The sequence below is a fragment of the Brevibacillus reuszeri genome, from assembly GCF_002897295.1.
In the GTDB taxonomy this organism is placed as follows: Bacteria; Bacillota; Bacilli; order Brevibacillales; family Brevibacillaceae; genus Brevibacillus; species Brevibacillus reuszeri_A.
This window is the reverse complement of sequence record NZ_BEXF01000026.1, coordinates 1-18,974: the sequence shown is the minus strand read 5'-3', so window position 1 is coordinate 18,974 and position 18,974 is coordinate 1. Positions and strand designations below refer to the sequence as shown.

The following is an 18,974-nucleotide window of genomic DNA, read 5'->3' as shown; positions in this document are numbered from 1 at the left end:
TCCTTCCTAACGGTATGCCTTTAGGCAAAAAAAAATGACGGAGAGTCATGAAGAACTCGCCGTCGTATTTGCTGTTTTCCCCCGACCTTGCTTGGATTCCAGGGTTTGTAAAAATTCGTCATTTGTCTTGGTATCTGCCAGCTTTTTAATAAATGAATCCACAAACTCGTTTGTTTCATTCATATTTTTACGGATCATCCACAGCTTATCCAGCTCTTCTTTGGTAAGCAGCAGCTCTTCGCGGCGTGTTCCAGAGCGACGAATATCGATCGCTGGGAAAATGCGGCGTTCTGCTAGCTTGCGATCCAAATGGAGCTCCATGTTTCCCGTACCTTTGAATTCTTCATAAATCACGTCGTCCATGCGCGAGCCTGTCTCTACCAAAGCAGTTGCCAGGATCGTCAGGCTGCCGCCCTCTTCAATGTTACGCGCAGAACCAAAGAATCGTTTCGGACGGTGGAAAGCCGCTGGGTCAATCCCTCCGGATAGCGTACGTCCACTTGGTGGAATCACCAGGTTGTATGCACGTGCCAAACGAGTAATCGAATCGAGCAGAATTACTACATCTTTTTTGTGCTCAACCAGACGCTTCGCTCGCTCCAATACAAGCTCAGCTACTTTGATATGGTTCTCCGGCAGCTCGTCAAACGTAGAGGCCACTACCTCACCTTTGACTGAGCGCTGCATATCCGTAACCTCTTCTGGGCGCTCATCAATGAGCAGCACAAACAAATGAATATCAGGGCGACTCTCTGTAATGCTGTTGGCAATCTCTTTGAGTAGCATCGTTTTCCCCGCTTTTGGCGGAGCAACGATTAATCCGCGTTGTCCAAGTCCAACAGGAGCCAGGAGATCCATCAGGCGGGTAGAAACTCGTTCAGGAGCTGTTTCCAACACAAGCTTGGTTTGAGGATACAGCGGTGTCAAAGCGGGGAAATGAAGACGCTCTGCAGCTGTTTCAGGGTCTTCTCCGTTTACTGCTTCTACTTGCAAAAGGCCGAAATATCGCTCGTTTTCCTTTGGCGGACGGGCTTTACCCGACACCACATCCCCCATTCGCAGATCGAAGCGACGAATCTGCGATTGGGAGATGTAGATATCCTCCGAGCTCGGGAGATAGTTGATCGGGCGTAGAAATCCATAGCCTTCTGGCAGGATTTCCAAAACTCCCTCCATAAACATCAGACCGTCTCGTTCAGCTCTCGCGCGAAGAATTGCGAAAATCAGTTCTTTTTTCTTCAGCTGCGAGTAGTAAGGAATGTGGTATTCCTTTGCCAGCTTATAGAGATCAGTCAGTTTCTTTTCTTCTAGTTCAGAAAGTAACATACATCCACCACTCTTTATTTACTTTAACGCTTCTATGGAGCTAGACCCTACGAGCATCACTCGATCTACAAAGTCGTTCTGCGTTCCAAACGGTGGTTCCCCTCAATGAATCGTACCGTACCTGTTTTCGCGCGCATAACCACGGAGTTTGTGGTTGCCCGCATTCCTTGAAAGCGAACGCCTTTTAACAATTCACCATCGGTTACACCTGTAGCAGCAAAAATAGCGTCGTCGCCTTTTACCAAATCGTCCATGAACAGAACCTGATGTGGATTCGTTAACCCCATTTTCACACAGCGTGCGATCTCTTCATCATTTTGTGGCAACAGTTTTCCTTGGATTTCTCCACCCAGACATTTTAGCGCTACAGCAGCCAATACACCTTCAGGCGCTCCGCCAGAACCAAACATAATGTCTACACCGGTATTTGGAAAAGCGGTGTTGATTGCAGCTGCAACGTCTCCGTCCGAAATCAAACGGATGCGTGCACCCGCTTCGCGAATTTCATGGATAATTTTTTGGTGACGATCCCGATCCAATACAATCGCAACTAGATCACTAATGTCTTTTCCTTGTGCCTGTGCGACAGCTTTTAAATTATCCCGAATAGGAGCGTTAATATCTACTTTGCCCACCGCTTGCGGTCCTACTGCAATTTTCTCCATATACATATCAGGAGCATGCAACAAATTTCCCTGGTCAGCAATCGCAATAACAGAGATGGCTCCCCAGGTTCCTTTGGCGAGAATGTTGGTTCCTTCCAAAGGATCGACGGCTACATCCACGGCAGGAGCTACGCCTTGGCCCAAACGCTCTCCAATGTAGAGCATCGGTGCCTCATCCATTTCTCCCTCACCGATAACAACAACTCCGTCCATTGGTACTTTTTCAAACTCTTTACGCATGGCGGTTGTTGCTGCATCATCAGCCTCATCTTTTTTCCCTAGACCCATCCAACTGGCAGATGCCAAAGCTGCTGCCTCGGTCACCCTAACCAATTCTAGTGTTAAACTGCGTTCCATTCTGGAAGACTCCTCTCCTGGTGGTTGGTTAACGCTGGTGGTTTTCTGAAGGCTGCAAGCCTACCCGTTGAACATCTGCTCCCAACGCTTGTAGCTTTCCTACTAAATTTTCATAGCCGCGATCAATATGATCCAGCCCTTCCAGCTCAGTCGTACCGCTCGTCGCTAATCCAGCGATGAACAAAGCTGCCCCTGCGCGCAAATCTGATGCTACGACCTTGGCGCCGTTCAGCTTGACTCCGCCCTCAATCACTGCGGAGCGCCCCTCGACTTTGAGTGTTGCACCCATGCGTCGCAGTTCATCAACATGGCGAAAACGCGAGCTATAGATGTTGTCCGTCACAATGCTTGAACCTTTTGCCAAGGTCAAAAGAGTTGTGATCGGCTGCTGCAGATCGGTTGGAAACCCAGGATATGGACTCGTCTTTACGTCGATAGAACGATATCCTTCCTGTCCGATTACTTGAATACAATCATCCAGCTCTACAACTTGTGCTCCGATTTCGCGCAGCTTGGCAGTAAGTGACTCTAGGTGCTTGGGAATGACGTTCTCCACCAGCACATTGCCATTGGTCGCTGCTGCTGCAATCATATACGTGCCTGCCTCAATCCGATCAGGAATGATCGTGTGACGGCAGCCGCGCAATCGTTCCACACCCTGAATACGGATCATATCCGTACCGGCGCCTTTGATGTTCGCACCCATATTGTTCAATAAAGTAGCTACATCAACGATCTCCGGCTCACGCGCAGCGTTTTCAATAATAGTCACGCCCTCGGCTTTGGCAGCAGCGAGCATGATATTGATCGTAGCTCCGACACTTACGAGATCGAGATAAATGCGCGCGCCTTGCAGACGTCCATTTTTAGCGCGGATGGTCATTACACCATTCTTGTTTTCCACCTCAGCGCCCATCATCTCAAAGCCTTTGATATGCAAATCGACAGGACGAGGCCCTAAATCACAGCCGCCTGGCAATCCGACCTGCGCTTCTCCGAATTTGGCCAAAAGCGCGCCCCAAAGATAATAGGAAGCTCGAAGCTTTTTGATCCGACCATTCGGCATCAGCATCAGTCGCATCATGCGTCCGTCTATTTCCATCCAGTCTTCTTCGAACAGCACGTCAGCTCCCATTTCTTGCAGGAGCTCATGATAAATATCGACATCCTGAATACGGGGCAGATTTTCGATGACAACGGGTCCATCTGCCAGCAACGCGGCTGGAATCAGTGCGACTGCGCTGTTTTTTGCTCCGCTGATGGTTACCGTCCCCGCGAGCGGTTTCCCACCATTGATGATCAGCTTATCCATGCTTTGCTCTCCTCAGGCGTAATCGGGAAAGAAGCACCTTCCCCAATGGAAAAGGTGCTCGGACTTTCAATAGGTGTCCTATTATTTTTGCATGCTTGCCCAGTCAGCTAGGAATTTTTCCAGTCCGCTATCTGTCAGCGGGTGAGCAATCAGTTGTTTGAATACTTTTGCTGGGATCGTCGCGTAATGCGAACCGCGGCGAGCTGCCTCTGTCACGTGGACAGGGTGGCGAACGGACGCTGCGATAATTTCGGTATCAATCCCGTGTACAGAGAAGATCTCTGCGATATCCTCGATCAGTTGCATCCCGTCTTGTCCAATGTCGTCCAAACGACCCAAGAACGGAGATACGAAGCTAGCGCCTGCACGTGCAGCCAGCAACGCCTGATTTGCTGAGAATACCAGGGTTACATTGGTTTTGATTTTACGCTTGGAAAAGTATTTCGCTGCTTTCAGTCCTTCAGCAGTCATCGGCAGCTTGATTACGATGTTTTTGGACAGAGAAGCTAGCTTCTCTCCCTCTTCTATCATGCCCTTTGCATCAACGCTAATTACCTCAGCACTGATCGGGCCATCAACGATATCAATAATTTCTTTCAAAGTCTCGACGAAATCACGGCCTTCCTTTGCTACCAAAGAAGGATTTGTGGTAACGCCCGCAAGAACGCCCCACTCGTGAATTTCGCGAATTTCTTCAACATTTGCTGTATCAATCAAAAAACGCATGATAGGCCTCCTTGGTTACGCGCGGTTGCTACTGCCGAATAGACGCATTTTGCCTTTGACTACTTCCTTGATCGCATCGCGAGCAGGACCCAGATATTTGCGCGGGTCGATCTCATTCGGTTTGGCAGCTAGTGCTTTGCGTACCGTTTCGGTGCATGCGACTTGACTTTCTGTGTTTACATTGATTTTTCCTACGCCCAGACTAATCGATTTTACGATAGCTTCGTCTGGAACTCCGGAACCACCGTGCAGCACGATTGGCGCACCGATGTTGTTCGCTACTTTTTCGATGATGTCAAAGCGGATTTTTGGAACCCCTTTGTACATACCGTGTGCTGTTCCTACAGCGATTGCTACATAGTCTACTTTGGTCTCTTCCCAGAAGCGGATCGCTTCCTCAGGATTTGCCAGGGTAGCATCTTCCTCGTCAACGGACAGGTCATCTTCTACCCCACCGATGGTACCGAGTTCACCTTCAACAGAAACGCCAACTGCATGCGCAGCCTCAACAACCTGCTTGGTCAGGCGAAGGTTATCTTCAAATGAATGGTGGGAGCCGTCAAACATAACGGAAGAGAATCCTGCGCGAATGCATTTCATAACCATGTCAAAGTTGCTACCATGATCAAGATGCAACGCTACTGGAACTCCTGAGCGTTCTGCTGCCACTTTGGCAATGGCTACGGTATAATCCAACCCCATGTATTTAAGTGCCCCTTCAGAAACACCAAAGATTACAGGCGATTTTTCTTCCATCGCTGCTTCCGTAATCGCTTGAGTAAACTCCAGATTGTTCAGGTTAAATTGACCGACGGCGTATTTATGCTTCCTGACGTCTTCGGTAAAAGCGGTCATAGGTACCAGTGGCATTATTGTAAATCCTCCTCTAGCAGACTTCAGTCATGTGGCTTATTATACCACAGTCACCAGCTTGTTAACAGGTACGCTTGTACCCATACAAGCGAGGCATAAAAGACTAGCAAGCCAGCTGCTGATGAACGGCCATCCGCAGTTCGTCTATATCGAATGGTTTGGTAAAATGCGTCAAAGCGCCAAGCTGTGTTGCTTCTTTAATCATGTCCAGCTCTCCGTACGCTGTCATCATGATTACTTTGATATCCTGATTGATTTTCTTGATATGCTTCAAAATTTCGATTCCATCCATGCCAGGGATCTTCATGTCGAGAATGACCAGATCTGGCGATTCCTTTTCCACGATCTCCAGCGCCATTTTCCCATTTGCTGCCTGAAACGTCTTGTAGCCTTCCTTACCCAGTACCTCATACAGCAAAATACGGATTCCATACTGATCGTCAACAACCAGTACTTTTTTATCATGTTTGTCCAACACTTCGATTCCCCCCTGACGAAAGCCTTTTCCTTAAATCATTAGGGTTCGCCTAAAATCAGGAAACTCCTGCCGGACCACGTTGAAATTTTCCCACTTCAATCACTTACTGTATAATAGGAATACCATTTTTCAGCTTGAGTGAGGAGTGCTGATTTCTCTCATGGATGCTTTATGGCTGATCTGTTTGTTAACATTCGTTATTCACACTACAGAGACCCTGTCCTACGGAATCCGTTTTGCAGGAGTTTTGACAGGCAGATTGGCCGTTGCCTTGTCACTCGTCGGGATCGTCCTACTGATATCGCGTACCTCCAACCTGGTTCAAGGGCCATTCACTGGCGGCTTGATGGACCAGGCGGCTATCTCTCATACAGATCCAAGTATGAAGCTCCACTTGATCATCGGTGCGTCCTCTCTGGGCACATTGGCGGCTATTTTTTTGTTTCCGACCTTTGTTCAGCTCTCCAAGCGATTGATTTCGCATCTGGAGCTTGCGGGGTCAATTCCGCAAATGCTGCGCACAGCTGTGACGGTAGATAGTATCAGGCGCGTTCGCCATCATGTCCGTATTCCTAACCTGCAGTTTATCTCACGCTTTCGTATCCAGGGAATCCCAAAACGGCTTCTGCTTCTCAATGCGCTGGGGACAGCCGTTTACACAAGCAGCGTGCTCGCAAGCCTCTACGCCATTCTTCTGGTGCCGGACTACAAAGCAACGGTATTGATGTCATCTGGGATGATCAACGGATTCGCTACCATTTTCATGACCATTCTGGTAGACCCCCAGGTGGCTCTTTTAACCGAAAAAGCCATGCAGGGACAAGCTACACACGAATCCATACGCAATATGTACCTATGGCTGATGATCTCTCGCTTTTTCGGCACGATATTGGCGCAAATCCTGCTTGTTCCAGCAGCGTATTGGGTGGCTTGGCTCGCTCCCCTTTTTCACTAGGTAACAGAGAAAACGCACCAACGACGCTCGGTCGCTGGTGCATTTTTTATGGTGCCATTTATTTGTTCAGGTTCAGGGAAGCTTTTACAAAATCACGGAACAACGGTTGTGGACGGTTTGGACGAGAAGTAAATTCTGGGTGGAACTGTGTAGCCAAGAACCAAGGGTGGTCTGGAACCTCCACGATTTCTACCAAACGTCCATCTGGTGTAGTACCTGCGATGCGAAGTCCTTGCTCCACCAATTGTTCACGGTACTCGTTGTTCACTTCATAACGATGACGATGACGCTCATATACTAATGTACTGCCGTAAGCTTGTGCAGTCAGGCTGCCTTCTTCCACTTTGGAAGGACCAACGCCAAGACGCATGGTTCCGCCCTTGTCCTCGATTTCCTTTTGCTCTGGCAACAGATCGATAACCGGGAACGGTGTGCTTGGGTTGATTTCGGAGCTGTTTGCTCCGTCCATACCTGCAACGTGGCGAGCGTATTCGATAACAGCAATTTGCATACCCAGGCAAATACCGAAGAAAGGTACTTTATTTTCACGAGCATAACGCGTAGCGATGATTTTGCCTTCGATACCGCGATCACCGAAGCCACCTGGTACGAGAATTCCGTTTACATCGCTGAGCAGTTCGCCTACGTTTTCAGGCGTTACTTCTTCTGCGCTTACCCATTTGATTTCTATGTTAGAATCATTGGCATATCCAGCATGGTATAGTGCTTCTGCAACAGACAAATAAGCGTCATGCAGCTCTACATACTTACCAACGATTGCGATAGTTGTTGTTTTGGACAGGTTTTTGATCTTGCTAACGAGTGCTTTCCATTCGGTCATATCTGCTTCGTGGCAGGTCAGGCCGAGATGGCGGCATACGTAATCGTCCAAGCCTTGTGCTTGCAATTGAAGGGGAACATCATAAAGCGTCTCTGCATCCACACACTCAATAACAGCGTTTTTGTCGATGTCACAGAACAGAGCAAGCTTGTCTTTCATCTCTTGCGTCATAGGTTGTTCTGTACGTGTAACGATGACGGTTGGTTGGATACCCAGGCTGCGCAATTCCTTCACGCTGTGCTGAGTCGGTTTTGTTTTCATTTCACCTGCAGCCTTGATGTAAGGAACCAAGGTCACGTGAATGTACATAACGTTCTCACGGCCGATATCGCTTTTGATTTGACGGATTGCTTCGAGTACTGGCAAGCTCTCGATATCGCCAACAGTTCCGCCAATCTCTGTAATAACTACATCTGCTCCCGTTTCGCGGCCAGCGCGGAATACACGGTCCTTGATCTCGTTGGTAATATGAGGAATAACTTGAACCGTTCCGCCCAAATAGTCACCACGACGCTCTTTTGCGATGACTGTGGAGTAAATTTTACCACTCGTTACATTGGAGTTTGCACTCAGATTGATATCAATGAAACGCTCGTAGTGGCCCAAATCCAGATCTGTTTCCGCACCGTCATCTGTAACGAATACTTCCCCGTGCTGATACGGGCTCATCGTACCCGGGTCAACGTTGATGTATGGGTCAAATTTCTGGATGGTTACCTTCAGTCCCCGATTCTTCAGGAGTCGGCCCAGAGAAGCCGCTGTAATTCCTTTTCCTAACGAGGATACGACCCCGCCTGTCACAAAAATATACTTCGTCATCGTTAACGTCCCCTCTTTCCCTAACCCTTAAGTTGTAGTGAAAAAACCTTGATCGTGGCCTACTCAAGAAGAAGCGACCGCGTCTTTGCGGAAGGTTTTACCGCAGTGATTCCAGATGCAAATGGCTTCGCACACCACTTTTCTACACGAAAAAATACGAATGAAGACGGCTCCCAAAAAAAGAAAAACAAAAGCGAGTCCTATCCCGTGCAGACATGGGGTAGGGGCACTTTTGTTTTATAGTTTCCCTTATTTAAACTTCTTCATGTGAAGCCCAAGGAGTATTTTATCTGTCCATCAAGCGGAAGTCAAGGACTTATAATTTCTCTTCATCCTCATCGACGTCGTCAGCCGAATCCTCATCTTCCATCTCTTCGTCTTCAAACATTTCTTCCTCTTCTTCTATCTCTTCTTCGTCGATCTCGCCATCAATCTCTTCTTCCTCGATCTCAGCGTCTTCATCAACGAAATCATCTTCGTCTTCAAAAATGACAACATCGTCTTCTTCGAATTCTTCAACGCCCTCATCTTCGGCATCGTAGTCATCGAAGTCGTCGTCCAGAACCACTTTCTTCTTCTTGGTTCCGCCGCCTTCTTGTGTTTCCTCAACGGTATCAGTCGGGTACCAACGCTTCAAGCCCCAGACATTGTCACCAAGACAAACGAAACGACCATCAATATTAATTTCTGTGTATACTTGAGCGATGATAGCCATGAGTTGTTCGTTTGTCATCTTACGCAGGGTAACCAGTTCATCCATCAGCTCGCGGAAGTTGTAGGTACGATTGGTTTCACGCAAGATTTCATACGCAATGTCAACCAATGCCATCTCACTCAGTTTCTCGGAATCAATATGAGCAAACAATTGACTCACTCAGGGCACGTCCTTTCCATTAGAAAACTATTGGCTTCAATACAGTCCTCGCCACAATCAAGAGACGCAGGTTTTGTATAGGTAAATCAGGAATAATAGCGGATTCTTCGATTGTACAACATACGAAGGCTATCATACAGTATTCCTTATTTTAGACGAAAATGCAAGGCTTTCAAACGGGGGCAGTCCATTTATTATCGACACCCATTCCCTTCCCGTTTTTTCCCATTCCCTGTATCATCTTTATGTATACAGGAAAGGGGAGAATGCCAGTGGATCTAGCACAAGAATTTCTTTCATGTACAATCGACAAATTTCGTGAAGTAAAAAATTTGGCCGAAAGAACAATGGATCAGCTCACACTTGAAGAGCTTCATCAATCGCCTTCCAGCGAGTCGAACAGCATCGCTGTCATCGCCCGGCACCTAAGCGGAAACATGATTGCGAGATGGACAGACTTTTTAAACAGTGATGGAGAAAAGACTAACCGCAATCGTGACCTGGAGTTCGAAGGCGGTTACCAAAGCAAGGAAGAGCTGCTCTCTGCTTGGGAAAAGGGCTGGACCACTCTGTTTACAGCTTTGTCCTCCCTTGGGCCTGATGATCTGATGAGGACTGTGACGATTCGAAATGAACCCCATACCGTGCTAAAAGCGATCCAGCGCCAGGTCTCCCATTATTCCTACCATGTCGGTCAAATCGTGTATGTCGGAAAGCAGATAAAAGACACTGCCTGGCTATGTTTAAGCGTTCCCCGCGGAAAATCAGAAGAATATACAGAGCAAGTAAAAAATCAACACGCAAACAACTAAACTTCGCGCGTCAGCAAACAATCCCTCGGCATAGCACCGAGGGATTCTTTTTTACATATTTCTGCGGTATTGTCCGCCTACTTCATACAAAGCTGCACTTATTTGTCCCAAAGACGCTACCTTCACCGTCTCCATTAGCTCCGCAAAGATGTTGCCGCCTGCCATCGCCACTTCCTGCAGCTTCCGCAAGGCTGCCTGTGACTTGTCACGGTTGCTCTCCTGGAACGCACGGAGATTGAGAATCTGCTGCTCCTTTTCGTCTTCTGTCGCACGAGCCAGCTCGATCTCGTAATCGTCCTCAGACGCGTTTGGATTAATAAAGGTGTTCACTCCGATAATCGGCAGCTCACCTGTATGCTTTTTCATCTCATAATACATAGACTCATCCTGGATTTTGCCACGCTGGTATTGTGTCTCCATCGCACCCAGCACGCCACCACGTGAGCTGATACGCTCAAACTCCTGCATAACCGCCTCTTCAACCAGATCAGTCAGCTCGTCGATGATAAACGCACCTTGCAGTGGATTTTCATTTTTGGCAAGACCCATCTCTTTGTTGATGATCATCTGTATCGCCATCGCACGGCGCACAGAGTTCTCTGTCGGGGTCGTGATCGCTTCATCATACGCATTGGTATGAAGAGAGTTGCAGTTGTCGTAAATCGCTACCAGGGCTTGCAGAGTCGTTCTGATATCGTTGAAATCCATCTCCTGCGCATGCAGAGAACGCCCGGAGGTCTGGATGTGATATTTCAGCTTTTGACTGCGATCATTGCCGCCATATCGATTTTTCATCACGGTAGCCCAAATACGGCGAGCTACACGTCCGATGACCGTGTACTCAGGATCGAGTCCATTGGAGAAGAAAAAGGACAGATTCGGCGCAAAGTCATCAATGTGCATGCCACGGCTCAAATAATACTCCACGTACGTAAAGCCGTTAGACAGCGTAAATGCCAGCTGCGTAATCGGATTGGCTCCTGCCTCCGCGATGTGATAGCCAGAGATGGAGACCGAATAGTAGTTACGCACTTTGTTGTCGATGAAATACTGCTGGATATCCCCCATCATGCGCAAGGCAAACTCGGTGGAGAAAATGCATGTATTTTGTCCCTGATCCTCCTTGAGGATGTCCGCTTGCACCGTTCCACGGACAGTCGAGAGCGTATACACTTTAATTTTTGCACTCTCTTCCTCAGTAGGCTGACGCCCCTCACGTTGGATAAATGCTTCGATTTGCTGCTCAATCGCCGTATTCATGAACATCGCCAAAATCATCGGAGCCGGTCCGTTGATCGTCATAGATACAGAAGTGCTCGGCGCGCACAGGTCAAAGCCTGCATACAGCTTTTTCATGTCATCCAGCGTACAAATGCTTACGCCACTCGTACCGATCTTCCCATAAATGTCTGGGCGATAATCCGGGTCTTCCCCGTAAAGGGTAACCGAGTCAAAGGCTGTACTGAGTCGCTTCGCTTCGTCATTTTGCGACAGGAAATGGAAGCGTCGATTCGTCCGCTCAGGAGTGCCCTCACCAGCAAACTGCCGCTTCGGGTCCTCTCCTTCCCGTTTGAACGGAAAGACACCTGCTGTATAAGGAAACTCCCCTGGCACATTTTCTTTTAACGACCATTTCAGCAGCTCGCCCCAGTCCTGATAGTCAGGAACAGCCACTTTGGATATACGTGTACCTGATAAAGACTCGCTGAACAGCTTGGTGACGATTTCCTTGTCACGGATTTTGGTGACGAACTGATCTTGCTTGTATGCTTCCTTTAGCTTTGGCCAGTTTTCGAGAATACGCTTGCATTCTGGATGGAGCTTTTCTTCGAACAAAGTGATCTGCTTCTCAAGTACACCTACCACTTCAGCTGCAGCAGAATCTCCCGAGGCAAGCAGCGTTTCCTTTGCTCCATGCAGCTGAAACAGCTTGCGCGCGATGGCAGACTGTTCTTCTGCGTATTGACGATAGTTTCTCACTGTATTGGCTATCTCTTGCAAATAGTTGATTCTTTCTGTCGGAATCAACGAAGTTTTATGAATTTTTACAGGGGTCGTATCCAGACCGTCAACAGCCCATTCCACACCGGTTTTCTCGACGATTCGATGCATCAATGCCGCGAACAATACATTGGTTCCAGGGTCGTTGAACTGGCTGGCAATTGTACCGTATACAGGCACCTTTTCATCTGGAAGCTCAAACAGCTGGTGGTTTCGGCGATACTGCTTGCGTACCTCCCGCAGAGCATCCTCCGAGCCTTTGCGTTCAAACTTGTTAATCGCAATCAGATCGGCAAAGTCGAGCATGTCGATTTTTTCAAGCTGAGAAGGGGCACCGAATTCGCTGGTCATCACGTACATGGAGACATCGCACACTTCCGTTACTTGCGCATCTCCCTGACCGATCCCGCTGGTCTCTACAATAATCAGATCAAAATGAGCCGCACGTGCTACCCGGATTGCGTCCTTTACTGCTGCGGACAGCTCCATCCCGGATTTTCGTGTAGCTAAACTGCGCATATAAACGCGCGGTGTGGTATTGGCATTCATGCGAATACGATCGCCAAGCAATGCCCCACCGGATTTTTGCTTGGATGGGTCGACAGACAAAATCGCGACTGTCTTATCTGCATATGTGCGAACAAAACGGCGAACCAGCTCATCGGTAAGCGAGCTTTTTCCTGCACCCCCCGTACCTGTGATCCCGAGTACAGGGATAGTGGCTTCTGGTTCACTCAGATTGTTTTTGAGCGGCTCGGCCCATTCTGCCTGATCAACCGCATACTCCGCAACGGAAATAAGCCGCGCTATCGCCTGGTGATTTTGTTCTTGCAGTCCTGCAACCTCGGCGCCAAGCTGCTTGACGGTAGGGAAGTCAGACCTCTGAATCATATCATTAATCATGCCTTGCAGACCTAGATGTCTGCCATCATCAGGTGAATAGATTTTACAGACTCCGTATTCCTCGAGTTCTCGAATCTCGCGTGGAACGATGACACCGCCTCCGCCACCAAATACGCGGATGTGCTCAGCTCCTCGCTCGCGCAACAGATCAATAATGTACTTAAAATACTCCACATGACCACCCTGATACGAGCTGATGGCAATTCCTTGCACATCCTCTTGTATGGCAGCCGTCACGATGTCGTCAACAGAGCGGTTATGACCTAAATGGATCACTTCCACTCCAGATGATTGCAAAATGCGACGCATAATATTGATCGAGGCGTCATGACCGTCATACAAGCTGGCTGCGGTCACAAAACGAACCTTGTTTTGCGGACGATACACTTCGGTTTCCATCGTTCCACTCTCCCCGAGAATCTTTTTAGAAAAGCAGTTCAAAAAGACCCGACATAAGCTCCGGACTCTCTAAACGTTTTCTATTCATTCGGAGACACTAATTTCACGAAGCAACAGTGTAATCTGCTTCTCGGTGTACTCCTCTAATGAATAGTGCTTGTGCAGCGCCCAGCGGCGGAATACCCACATCTCACCCAGCACCATGATATTGTCAGCCATCAGCTTGACATGCTTTTCATCAATGCGCAGTGATCCGTCGTCAATCCCGCGATGCAGGATCTCCACAAAAATTTGCGAAATTTCTTCCTCACGCCCCAGCACATAGCGAAGCGTTTCTTTTGGAAGTGATTTGGATTCTTGATAAATGAGCAATACGCGGTCGCTCATCTGGTCCATCACACGAATGAGGCTCTTCAATGCGAGCTTTAAAATTTTCAGACCCGTTCCGTTAAAGTTAATCGCTTCACGCAAACGAGTTTCCATCTCCGCATGGATCGCATCGCATACGAGATAGAGAACATCTTCTTTTGACTCGATATATTCGTATAAAGTCCCGATACTAAAACCAGACGCCCGAGCAATCTCTCTCGTCGTTGTTTTATGGAAGCCTTTATGAATAAAGAGATGAACAGCAGCCTCAATAATCTGTTCCCGCCGTTTTTCAATCAGCTTCGGGTCCTTTACTAGGGACGGTATGGTTTTTCTTTTTTCGGACACAACAAATCCACCTTTCCAACCGACTGAGCGTTTGGTCAGACACCTTATGGAAAAGAAAGGCGCAAACACTCTACTCAGTATCGTTTCGCAACCATTATACGCGAGTAAGAGCCTAATGCCAAACCTTTCTTTTCCCGTTCCTACATACAGAAAAACCGTTTACCGCTATGAAAATTTTTTCTGACGCATTTTATAACATAGTGATTCTATTCTTTGAGCAAGTAATTGCTAATAACAACACGCTGAATTTCGTTGGTTCCTTCATAGATTTGGGTGATTTTTGCATCCCGCATGAAGCGTTCCACCGGATATTCACGCGTGTAGCCGTAGCCACCGAATACTTGCACAGCTTCGGTAGTGACTTCCATCGCCGTATCCCCTGCAAATACTTTGGACATCGCAGAAGCTTTTCCGTATGGCAAGCCTTGATCCTCCAACCAGGCAGCTTGGTACGTAAGCAGACGCGCCGCCTCGATTTTGGTCGCCATATCCGCCAGCTTAAACTGGATAGCCTGCAGGGCAGCAATTGGTTTGCCAAACTGTTTGCGTTCTTTGGCATAATCACGCGCATGCTCGAATGCTCCTTGAGCAATTCCCAATGCTTGCGCTGCGATTCCGTTTCGTCCTCCGTCCAAGGTCATCATCGCGATCTTGAAGCCTTGGCCCTCTTCGCCCAGCATGTTTTCTACTGGTACGCGGACGTTGTCAAAATTGACCGCGAGTGTTGGCGAGGAGCGAATCCCGAGTTTCTTTTCTTTTTTCCCCATCGTAAAGCCGTCCATGCCTTTTTCCACGATAAAGGCTGTGATTCCTTTGTGCTTCAGCTCAGGACTGGTTACAGCAAAAACGATGTAAATTTCGGCTTCGCCTGCGTTGGTAATGAAGATTTTGCTACCATTTAATACGTAGTGGTCTCCATCTAGTACCGCAGTCGTGCGCATTCCCGCCGAATCAGAACCAGAGCCTGGCTCCGTCAAACAGTATGCACCCATTTTCTTTCCTTCTGCCAGCGGACGCAGGAACTTTTGCTTCTGCTCCTCTGTACCAAACTTGTAGATTGGCCAGCTAGCCAATGAAACCTGTGCGGACAAAGTAACGCCAATCGAGGCGTCCACACGGGAGAGTTCTTCCACTGCAATGACGTAGCTCAAATAGTCAGCGCCTGCCCCGCCGTACTCTTCCGGCCATGGAATACCGGTCAGTCCAAGCTCTGCCATCTGTTCGAAAATGGAACGGTCAAAACGCTCTTCCTCATCACGTTCCGCTGCTGTCGGAGCCACTTGGGTCTCGGCAAAGTCGCGGATCATTTTTCGCATCATGTCATGTTCTTCAGTCAGTTGGAAATTCATATCTATCACTCCCCCATGTGCTGTTCGCAAGTCCGTGCCCGAGAATGTCCCCCGCCGGACTTTGCTCTATTAGTCAGCAAGCAAATGCTTGGCGATCACAATACGTTGAATTTCGTTGGTGCCTTCATAAATTTGCGTAACCTTGGCATCGCGGAACAACCTTTCAACCGGGTATTCTCTCGTGTAGCCATAGCCGCCAAAGATTTGCACAGCTTCTGTCGCCAGCTCCATCGCGGTATCGGTCGCAAAGCGTTTCGCCATGGACGCTTCCATCCCACAGGAAATGCCCTGACTTCTGAGCCATGCTGCACGATAGACCAGCAGGCGGGCTACCTCCGCCTTTGTTGCCATATCGGCAAGCTTGAAGCCAATCGCTTGCTGTTTGCCGATTGCTTGACCGAATTGCTTGCGCTCTTTTGCATACTCCGTGGCGTACTGCACCGCTGCCTCGGCAATTCCTAATGCTTGTGCAGCAATCCCGATTCGACCTGAGTCCAGATTAGCCATTGCGATGCAAAAGCCTTCTCCTTCATCACCCAGCAGATTAGCGGCAGGTACACGTGCATTGTCGAAGACCAGCTCTGTTGTATAGGAGCCGTGCAGGCCCATTTTCTTTTCTTTTTTCCCAACGGAAAATCCTGGTGTATCCTTTTCCACGATAAAGGCAGAAATTCCTTTTGTTCCTTTGCTGGAATCGGTTACAGCAAACGCGATATACGTATCTGCTTCGCCGCCGTTTGTGATAAACACCTTGTTTCCGTTGAGGATGTACTCATCACCTTGTCTGACGGCAGTCGTCCTGATACTGCTCGCATCCGAGCCAGCATGAGGCTCCGTGAGCGCAAACGCTCCGAGATATTCGCCACCTGCCAGCTTTGGCATGTATTTTTTCTTCTGCTCGTCAGTCCCGAAATAAAGAATCGGATTCGTGCCCACTGAAGTATGCACAGACAAGATCACGCCGACAGTTGCACTCACTTTAGATATCTCGTGAATCGCCAAAATGTAGGAGATAAAGTCCGCTCCAGCTCCGCCCCATTCCTCGGCGATCGGAATTCCCATCAGCCCCATTTCGCCCATCTTCTTAATAATGTGACGCGGGAATTGATCCGTTTCCTCCATGACCGGGACGAAGGGCGCTATCTCCTTTTGGGCAAAATCGCGCACCATGCGTCGCATCATTTCTTGTTCTTCATTTAATCGAAAATCCATGTCCGTCCTACCTTTCCATACGAATTTCTCTGTTAGTTGTAAACGTAGAAACCTCGACCGGATTTTTTACCGAGCCAGCCCGCTTTCACATATTTCCGCAGAAGTGGGCATGGGCGGTATTTGGAGTCCGCAAATCCTTCGTGCAGGACCTCCATGATGTAGAGGCATGTATCCAGACCGATAAAATCAGCGAGCTTGAGCGGTCCCATCGGATGATTCATCCCCAGCTTCATCACTTCGTCAATCGCCTCTGGAGTTGCAACGCCTTCGTATACACAGTAGATCGCTTCGTTGATCATCGGCATCAGCACGCGGTTAGAGACAAATCCCGGGAAGTCGTTCACGCTGACAGGCACTTTGCCCATCTGCTTGGATAGATCCTCTGTAAGCTGGTAAACCTCGTCCGCTGTTTGCAATCCTCGAATAATTTCGACCAGCTTCATCACTGGAACCGGGTTCATGAAGTGCATTCCGATTACCTTTTCAGGGCGTTTGGTGACAGCCGCGATTTCGGTAATAGGCAACGAGGAGGTGTTGCTCGCCAGGACAGTATGCGGTGGGCATACTTCATCGAGCTTGGTGAAAATTTGTGTTTTGACAGCCATGTTTTCGGTAACTGCCTCTACTACAAAATCTACATGCTGGCCGTCAGCCAAATCAGTCGACAAAACGAGACGAGAGAGAATCGCTTGTTTTTCCTCTTCACTGAGCTTGCCTTTTTCCACGTTGCGTGAAAGATTGCCTGTGATCGTAGCAAGACCGCGCTCGACGAATTCTTGTCGGATGTCATTCAGATATACCCGAAAGCCTGCCTGCGCTGCTACTTGAGCGATACCGCTGCCCATTTGTCCCGCTCCGATGACCATAATCGTTTGTACGTTCATGAAAAAGGCCTCCCTACTCCACTTTAATCAAGATAGCGTCACCCTGTGCCGCTCCACTGCATATCGCTGCGATGCCCAAACCGCCACCGCGTCTTTTCAGCTCATACGCGAGGTGCATGATAATGCGTGCTCCACTCGCTCCGATCGGGTGACCGAGCGCGATCGCTCCCCCGTTTACATTTACTTTTTCATCATCCCATCCAACGATTTTGCCGCTTGTCAGCGTTACTGCTGCAAACGCCTCATTGACCTCAAACAAGTCAATTTCATCGAGGGAGATTCCCGTCTTTTCCAAAAGCTTGTTGATGGCGAGGCCCGGAGTTGTCGCAATATAAGGAGCTTCTGCCCCTACCTGTGCATGTCCGAGGATTGTTGCGAGGGGCTTGATCCCGAGCTCCTCTGCTTTGGCATCGGACATCAACACCATTGCTGCTGCACCATCATTAATCCCGGGTGCATTGCCCGCCGTAATCGTTCCGTCCTTTTTATAAACCGGCGGCAGCTTGGAAAGTCCCTCTATTGTTGTATCCGGACGCGGTCCCTCGTCTTTGGTGACCTGCACTGGCTCGCCTTTTCGCTGGGGAATCGATACGGCTACAATCTCTTCGTCAAAGCGTCCACCGGCAACCGCCAGTGCTGTACGCTGCTGGCTGCGGAGTGCCCACTCATCCTGAGCCTCACGTGTGATTTCATACTCTTCTGCGACATTGCTTCCGTGAACCGCCATCGGCACCTGATCAAACGGACATGTAAGCCCGTCGTACATCATCAGATCACGAACTGTCGCGTCTCCCATCCGCATCCCGTAACGAGCGTCTGGCAGGGCATAGGGCGCGTTGCTCATGCTTTCCATGCCACCTGCGACAATAATTTCGCCATCACCCGCACGGATGATCTGATCTCCCATCGTAACGGCTCGCATACCGGAGGCACATACCTTGTTGATCGTCTCGCTCGCTACATCCCAAGGCAGTCCCGCTTTTCTGGCGGCTTGACGGGACGGTACCTGACCCGCTCCTGCCTGTACGACCATGCCCATGATGACCTCGTCTACCTGGGCACCTGAAACACCGGAGCGCTCAAGTGCTTCCTTGATCACTACCGCTCCCAAATCTACAGCAGACAAAGCTTTCAATGAACCTCCAAACTTACCGAACGGGGTACGTGCTGCCCCCACAATCACTGTCTTCATCGAATGACCCTCCATTCTGCTGCAGAATAGCTCATCAACAAAAATTGAATTGATCGAGCGTTCGCTCATTTTGTATATCTACATTTTGCCGTCTTCCATCCGATTAGTCAATGAATTACGAAAAAAAGAACAGCCTGACTTTTCCTGCTTGTTGAAGTGACCCCATAAAGTTGGACACGTATTTTATTTAAGCAATCTGAAGGGTTTGAGTTCGGTATTGTACTGGACTCAAGCCTTTTAATTTTGTCTTGATTCGCTTGCAGTTATAGTAGTCGATAT

The 18,974-nt window shown here is 48.8% G+C and carries 17 protein-coding genes; 2 read left to right on the top strand and 15 right to left on the bottom strand.

Features of this window, described 5'->3' with window-relative positions; genetic code table 11:
* Window positions 1-45 precede the first annotated feature (45 nt).
* The 6 genes from rho to C3B52_RS28400 all read right to left on the bottom strand — a co-directional run bounded on the left by rho (window position 46) and on the right by C3B52_RS28400 (window position 5,737).
* Window positions 46-1,326, bottom strand: a complete 1,281-nt coding sequence (gene rho / locus C3B52_RS28425) for a transcription termination factor Rho (RefSeq protein WP_103109744.1) — start codon at window positions 1,324-1,326, stop codon at window positions 46-48.
* Window positions 1,327-1,391: 65 nt separating this feature from the next.
* On the bottom strand, window positions 1,392-2,348 hold the full coding sequence (glpX, locus tag C3B52_RS28420; protein ID WP_103109743.1) for a class II fructose-bisphosphatase: 957 nt from the start codon (window positions 2,346-2,348) through the stop codon (window positions 1,392-1,394).
* 28 nt (window positions 2,349-2,376) lie between these two features.
* Complete coding sequence (locus C3B52_RS28415) at window positions 2,377-3,660, bottom strand: UDP-N-acetylglucosamine 1-carboxyvinyltransferase (RefSeq protein ID WP_103109742.1); 1,284 nt, start codon at window positions 3,658-3,660, stop codon at window positions 2,377-2,379.
* Window positions 3,661-3,741: 81 nt separating this feature from the next.
* Complete coding sequence (gene fsa / locus C3B52_RS28410) at window positions 3,742-4,386, bottom strand: fructose-6-phosphate aldolase (RefSeq protein ID WP_103109741.1); 645 nt, start codon at window positions 4,384-4,386, stop codon at window positions 3,742-3,744.
* A 15-nt stretch (window positions 4,387-4,401) separates the two neighbouring features.
* Window positions 4,402-5,256, bottom strand: a complete 855-nt coding sequence (fba, locus tag C3B52_RS28405; protein ID WP_103109740.1) for a class II fructose-1,6-bisphosphate aldolase — start codon at window positions 5,254-5,256, stop codon at window positions 4,402-4,404.
* A 106-nt stretch (window positions 5,257-5,362) separates the two neighbouring features.
* Window positions 5,363-5,737 (bottom strand): response regulator, encoded by a 375-nt coding sequence (locus C3B52_RS28400; protein WP_049740841.1) that lies wholly within the window; start codon window positions 5,735-5,737, stop codon window positions 5,363-5,365.
* Window positions 5,738-5,897: 160 nt separating this feature from the next.
* On the opposite strand from C3B52_RS28400, the gene C3B52_RS28395 reads away from it, so the two are divergent.
* Complete coding sequence (locus C3B52_RS28395) at window positions 5,898-6,692, top strand: lipid II flippase Amj family protein (RefSeq protein WP_103109739.1); 795 nt, start codon at window positions 5,898-5,900, stop codon at window positions 6,690-6,692.
* 58 nt (window positions 6,693-6,750) lie between these two features.
* Here the strand turns inward: C3B52_RS28395 and C3B52_RS28390 are convergent, their stop codons facing one another.
* Together C3B52_RS28390 and rpoE are read right to left on the bottom strand one after the other, a co-directional pair.
* Complete coding sequence (locus tag C3B52_RS28390) at window positions 6,751-8,352, bottom strand: CTP synthase (RefSeq protein WP_103109738.1); 1,602 nt, start codon at window positions 8,350-8,352, stop codon at window positions 6,751-6,753.
* Window positions 8,353-8,668: 316 nt separating this feature from the next.
* Complete coding sequence (rpoE, locus tag C3B52_RS28385; RefSeq protein WP_103109737.1) at window positions 8,669-9,226, bottom strand: DNA-directed RNA polymerase subunit delta; 558 nt, start codon at window positions 9,224-9,226, stop codon at window positions 8,669-8,671.
* 266 nt (window positions 9,227-9,492) lie between these two features.
* Here rpoE and C3B52_RS28380 point away from each other — a divergent pair, with 266 nt between their 5' ends.
* Window positions 9,493-10,038: a DUF1572 family protein gene (locus C3B52_RS28380; protein ID WP_103109736.1), complete on the top strand. Its 546-nt coding sequence runs from the start codon at window positions 9,493-9,495 to the stop codon at window positions 10,036-10,038.
* A 51-nt stretch (window positions 10,039-10,089) separates the two neighbouring features.
* On the opposite strand, the gene icmF is transcribed toward C3B52_RS28380, so the two are convergent.
* From icmF to C3B52_RS28345, 7 genes are all read right to left on the bottom strand, one after another.
* Window positions 10,090-13,341: a fused isobutyryl-CoA mutase/GTPase IcmF gene (icmF, locus tag C3B52_RS28375; protein WP_103109735.1), complete on the bottom strand. Its 3,252-nt coding sequence runs from the start codon at window positions 13,339-13,341 to the stop codon at window positions 10,090-10,092.
* Window positions 13,342-13,425: 84 nt separating this feature from the next.
* A complete protein-coding gene (locus C3B52_RS28370; RefSeq protein WP_103109734.1) occupies window positions 13,426-14,058 on the bottom strand; it encodes a TetR/AcrR family transcriptional regulator in 633 nt (210 codons plus the stop codon).
* 206 nt (window positions 14,059-14,264) lie between these two features.
* Entirely contained in the window at window positions 14,265-15,407 is a 1,143-nt protein-coding gene (locus C3B52_RS28365) for an acyl-CoA dehydrogenase (RefSeq protein ID WP_103109733.1), read from the bottom strand.
* Between the two features lie 69 nt (window positions 15,408-15,476).
* A complete protein-coding gene (locus C3B52_RS28360; RefSeq protein ID WP_103109732.1) occupies window positions 15,477-16,619 on the bottom strand; it encodes an acyl-CoA dehydrogenase in 1,143 nt (380 codons plus the stop codon).
* 32 nt (window positions 16,620-16,651) lie between these two features.
* A complete protein-coding gene (locus C3B52_RS28355; protein ID WP_103109731.1) occupies window positions 16,652-17,503 on the bottom strand; it encodes a 3-hydroxybutyryl-CoA dehydrogenase in 852 nt (283 codons plus the stop codon).
* Between the two features lie 13 nt (window positions 17,504-17,516).
* On the bottom strand, window positions 17,517-18,695 hold the full coding sequence (locus tag C3B52_RS28350; protein ID WP_103109730.1) for an acetyl-CoA C-acetyltransferase: 1,179 nt from the start codon (window positions 18,693-18,695) through the stop codon (window positions 17,517-17,519).
* A 187-nt stretch (window positions 18,696-18,882) separates the two neighbouring features.
* The coding region (locus tag C3B52_RS28345) for an IS3 family transposase (protein WP_164684983.1) at window positions 18,883-18,974 on the bottom strand (92 nt) is incomplete at its 5' end.

What these genes read in the sequence shown, in the direction of transcription:
- rho (WP_103109744.1), bottom strand. Translation starts at nt 1,326, where the DNA reads ATGTTACTTTCTGAACTAGAAGAAAAGAAACTGACTGATCTCTATAAG.
- glpX (WP_103109743.1), bottom strand. Translation starts at nt 2,348, where the DNA reads ATGGAACGCAGTTTAACACTAGAATTGGTTAGGGTGACCGAGGCAGCA.
- C3B52_RS28415 (WP_103109742.1), bottom strand. Translation starts at nt 3,660, where the DNA reads ATGGATAAGCTGATCATCAATGGTGGGAAACCGCTCGCGGGGACGGTA.
- fsa (WP_103109741.1), bottom strand. Translation starts at nt 4,386, where the DNA reads ATGCGTTTTTTGATTGATACAGCAAATGTTGAAGAAATTCGCGAAATT.
- fba (WP_103109740.1), bottom strand. Translation starts at nt 5,256, where the DNA reads ATGCCACTGGTACCTATGACCGCTTTTACCGAAGACGTCAGGAAGCAT.
- C3B52_RS28395 (WP_103109739.1), top strand. Translation starts at nt 5,898, where the DNA reads ATGGATGCTTTATGGCTGATCTGTTTGTTAACATTCGTTATTCACACT.
- C3B52_RS28390 (WP_103109738.1), bottom strand. Translation starts at nt 8,352, where the DNA reads ATGACGAAGTATATTTTTGTGACAGGCGGGGTCGTATCCTCGTTAGGA.
- C3B52_RS28380 (WP_103109736.1), top strand. Translation starts at nt 9,493, where the DNA reads ATGCCAGTGGATCTAGCACAAGAATTTCTTTCATGTACAATCGACAAA.
- icmF (WP_103109735.1), bottom strand. Translation starts at nt 13,341, where the DNA reads ATGGAAACCGAAGTGTATCGTCCGCAAAACAAGGTTCGTTTTGTGACC.
- C3B52_RS28365 (WP_103109733.1), bottom strand. Translation starts at nt 15,407, where the DNA reads ATGAATTTCCAACTGACTGAAGAACATGACATGATGCGAAAAATGATC.
- C3B52_RS28360 (WP_103109732.1), bottom strand. Translation starts at nt 16,619, where the DNA reads ATGGATTTTCGATTAAATGAAGAACAAGAAATGATGCGACGCATGGTG.
- C3B52_RS28355 (WP_103109731.1), bottom strand. Translation starts at nt 17,503, where the DNA reads ATGAACGTACAAACGATTATGGTCATCGGAGCGGGACAAATGGGCAGC.
- C3B52_RS28350 (WP_103109730.1), bottom strand. Translation starts at nt 18,695, where the DNA reads ATGAAGACAGTGATTGTGGGGGCAGCACGTACCCCGTTCGGTAAGTTT.